Source organism: Micrococcus sp. 093350064-1 (assembly GCF_053627955.1).
In genome coordinates, this window is record NZ_JBSEYU010000028.1 from 1 (window position 1) to 3,170 (window position 3,170).

Sequence of the window (3,170 nt, forward strand, 5' to 3'; positions counted from 1 at the left end):
TACCTAACCCCAGCCGAGTACGCTCGGCAGTGCACCCATCAAATGGAAACCGACGACTCACAGAACGTCCGGACCGAATGAAGGGGGCGGCTCACACCCACATAGGAGCGGCACGAAACCCGGGACGCTTCAAGGAGACCGTGAACGGGCTCTACAAGGCCGAGCTCATCCACGCCAAGCGGGTGTGGGAGTCGACCGAGGCGGTCGAGCTGGCCACCATGGGGTGGGTGCACTGGTGGAACACCACCCGCCTGCATGAGGCCCTTGGCTATCACACTCCCGCAGAGGTTGAGGCGGCTTACACTCACGATCAGGATTCAGCGCCCGTTGCATCCTGACCTCGGAACGGAACCCAGGGCGCTTCAGTGAGCAGTAGTCCGGGGAGGCCGACGACGCCTGCGCCTGAGGCGTTCCCTTTCACCTCCACGACGGCGCCCGCGCCCTACCGCGCGAGGGTGCGGGCGCCGTTGTGCGACGTGAGGGCTGGGCCACGAGCCTTAATCCGCTGGTCAGCTTCCCGTTCGAAAGAATCACCCTCAGGCATGATGTTGCCGTTTGCCTTCCCATCCCTCTGACACTGCTGAGGCCACCATGACCAATCCGTCCGTCTATCCCCGCGGCTACCGCCCCCGACACGCGGCTGATGGGCCCGATTCGACTCCTGTGGTGGCCCGAAGGCAGGCGGACTGGCGACCGGAGATCCAGGGTTTGCGCGCGGTAGCCGTCCTTCTGGTGGTGGTGTTCCACATCTTCACGGACAGGGTGTCGGGCGGCGTCGACATCTTCCTGTTCATCTCGGCTTTCTTCCTGACAGGCTCCTTCACCCGCAAGATGGAGGCTGGAAGGCCCCTCGCGGTGGGGCGCTACTGGCTTCACGTCTTCACGCGCCTCATGCCCATGGCGGTGCTGACGATCTTGCTTACCTTGGTTGCCGTTGCCACGGTGTATCCGCTGGCCGACCGTGCTTCGTGGCGGACGGAGGCGCTGGCGTCGGCCCTCTACGTGGAAAACTGGGCCCTGGCGTTCAATGCCGTCGACTACTACGCCGCCGACAACACCTCGCTGTCCCCCTTCCAGCATTTCTGGTCGCTGTCGGTCCAGGGGCAGGTGTTCATCCTGTGGCCGCTCCTCTTCCTTGTCTCAGCCCTGGTGGCCCGCCGCACCGGGGCGCGGCCCCGAGCCGTCCTCACGACTGCGTTCGCCTCGGTGTTCGTCGTGTCCCTGCTGTGGTCGGTGACCCAGACCTCCCAGAACCAGGCGTTCACGTACTTCGACACTCGGGCTCGCCTATGGGAGTTCGCCCTCGGTTCCCTCCTGGCGCTCGTCCTTCCATTCATTCACCTGGGACGGCGCACACGGGTGTTCCTCGGCTGGGCAGGGCTCGCGAGCATGATCGCCGTCGGCGTCGTGGTGGACGTCCAGGGCGCCTTCCCCGGCTGGATCGCGCTGTGGCCGCTGATGTCGGCCACTGCTGTGATCGTCGCGGGCACCAGCGGCTCCCATTTCGGTGTGGACCGGGTACTGGCTTCCCGCCCGCTCACCCGCTTGGGTGACTCCGCCTACGCTCTCTACCTCATTCACTGGCCGCTGCTCATCACCTATTCCGTCCTCACGGGGTCACAGAAACCCGGCGCGGCCGCAGGCGTCGTTCTCGTCGTCGTCTCCCTCGGCGCGGCCCTCCTCCTCTCGGTGCGCGTGGAGCGTCCGCTACGAGCGTGGGGCTGGCCCCAGACGGCCGCCTGGCGGTCCGCCGTCGTACTGGGGACCTGCGCCGCTCTCGTTGTGGCGCCGGTGACCCTGTGGCGCGGCGCCGAGGCAGCGGAGTCCGCACGAGTCCTCGAGGCGGCCGACCGGAACAACCCGGGCGCCGCCGTCCTGCGCCCCGACTACGAGCCAGCTGGAGACCCCGGTGCCCCCGTTCTGCCCGTGGTGGAGGGACGGTACCCCTTCCCCGAGTACCCCGAGGAGTGCGACCCCGCCCTGGAAGCACAGTTGACCGAGGTCGGAGCCGAGTCGTGCCATGTCCTCGTCCCACAAGCAGATCCGGCCGGCGTCGTGCTGATGGCCGGCAACAGCCACGTGATGCAGTGGTCCCCCGCTCTCCGGCGCCTCGGTGAGGAAAGACGGCTGGAGGTCGTCAGCTATACGCGGGGCAGCTGCCTGGTAGCGCCGATGGAGGAGCAGGTGGACGACTCCCCGAAGTGCCCGGACTTCCTCGCGGACCTCAACCTGGTCGTGGAGCATGTACGCCCGGACGTCGTCTTCATGCAGGGCACACGCAGCACCTATGAGGACGAGGAGATGCTCACCCCGGGGATGGTCGGGCGGATGGAGGAGATTGCGGGGACGGGTGCCCATGTCCTCGCACTCCGGGACAACCCCCGGTTCGCGGCCGGATCACCCACAACCTGCGGAAGGACACACGGGATCGATGCGGCGACATGCCGCTGGACGCATACCGTGCTCGATCCGAACACCAGCCCCCTGACCGGACTGGCCGATGCTCATCCCCGCATCGCGCAGGTGCAGCTGAACGACATGATCTGCCCGGGCCGTCAGTGCCAGCCCACGGTGGGCAACGTCCATGTGTACTGGGACGACAACCACCTCACCCCAACGTATGTAGAGACTCTTGCTCCCGTCTTCATCGAGCGTGCGCTGGCGGCCCTGGAGCATGACGGCATGCGTCTAGGACGCTGAGGCTCTCTCGAGCGCGCTGATCAAGGGATGGGAATGGTGCGGGTGTTGATGACACCCTCAGTCCGTTCCCGCTCCTCTATCGGCCTCGAAGAGGTGGGCAGCATGCGGAGCAGAACTACGGCGCCGGGCGCGCCCAGGGCGTGTCTGACACCAGCTTCAACCATGTGACCCCAGTGGTCAGGCGCTCGGCGGGCCGGTAGATGATCGTGCACTCGTCATACCTGGCCACCCGTCCGCGCGACTGCTGCAGGGGCGCATACTGACGTTCGATGACATTGCGGCCCCTACAGGCGACTGCGTCGAAGCCGACGGGGCACCCGCTGCTGCAGCCACGACGCCTGCGGTGGCCCTGATGGTCAGCTCACACGGGGATGACCGGTCAAGTCCCTGGAAGTGGTGTAACCGTCTTCGAGGTTGTAGGGGGCTTGTACCTGTCAGGTCTGCAGGGTCGGCATCACCTCCGTGCTCAT

Annotated in this window: 1 protein-coding gene and 2 pseudogenes; 2 read left to right on the top strand and 1 reads right to left on the bottom strand. The window is 66.4% G+C overall.

The window, feature by feature from the left end:
• Window positions 1–134: 134 nt before the first annotated feature.
• Both ACUW6W_RS11620 and ACUW6W_RS11625 read left to right on the top strand, forming a co-directional pair.
• A pseudogene (locus tag ACUW6W_RS11620) lies at window positions 135–338 on the top strand (integrase core domain-containing protein); the annotation flags it as partial.
• A 253-nt stretch (window positions 339–591) separates the two neighbouring features.
• Window positions 592–2,700, top strand: coding sequence for an acyltransferase family protein (locus ACUW6W_RS11625; RefSeq protein WP_081097732.1), 2,109 nt, complete (start codon window positions 592–594; stop codon window positions 2,698–2,700).
• Window positions 2,701–2,815: 115 nt separating this feature from the next.
• Here the strand turns inward: ACUW6W_RS11625 and ACUW6W_RS11630 are convergent.
• Window positions 2,816–3,061 (bottom strand): annotated as a pseudogene (locus tag ACUW6W_RS11630) (IS5/IS1182 family transposase); the annotation flags it as partial.
• Between the last annotated feature and the right edge of the window lie 109 nt (window positions 3,062–3,170).

Excerpts from the sequence above, each read along its gene's own strand:
- ACUW6W_RS11625 (WP_081097732.1), top strand. The coding sequence starts at position 592 with ATGACCAATCCGTCCGTCTATCCCCGCGGCTACCGCCCCCGACACGCG.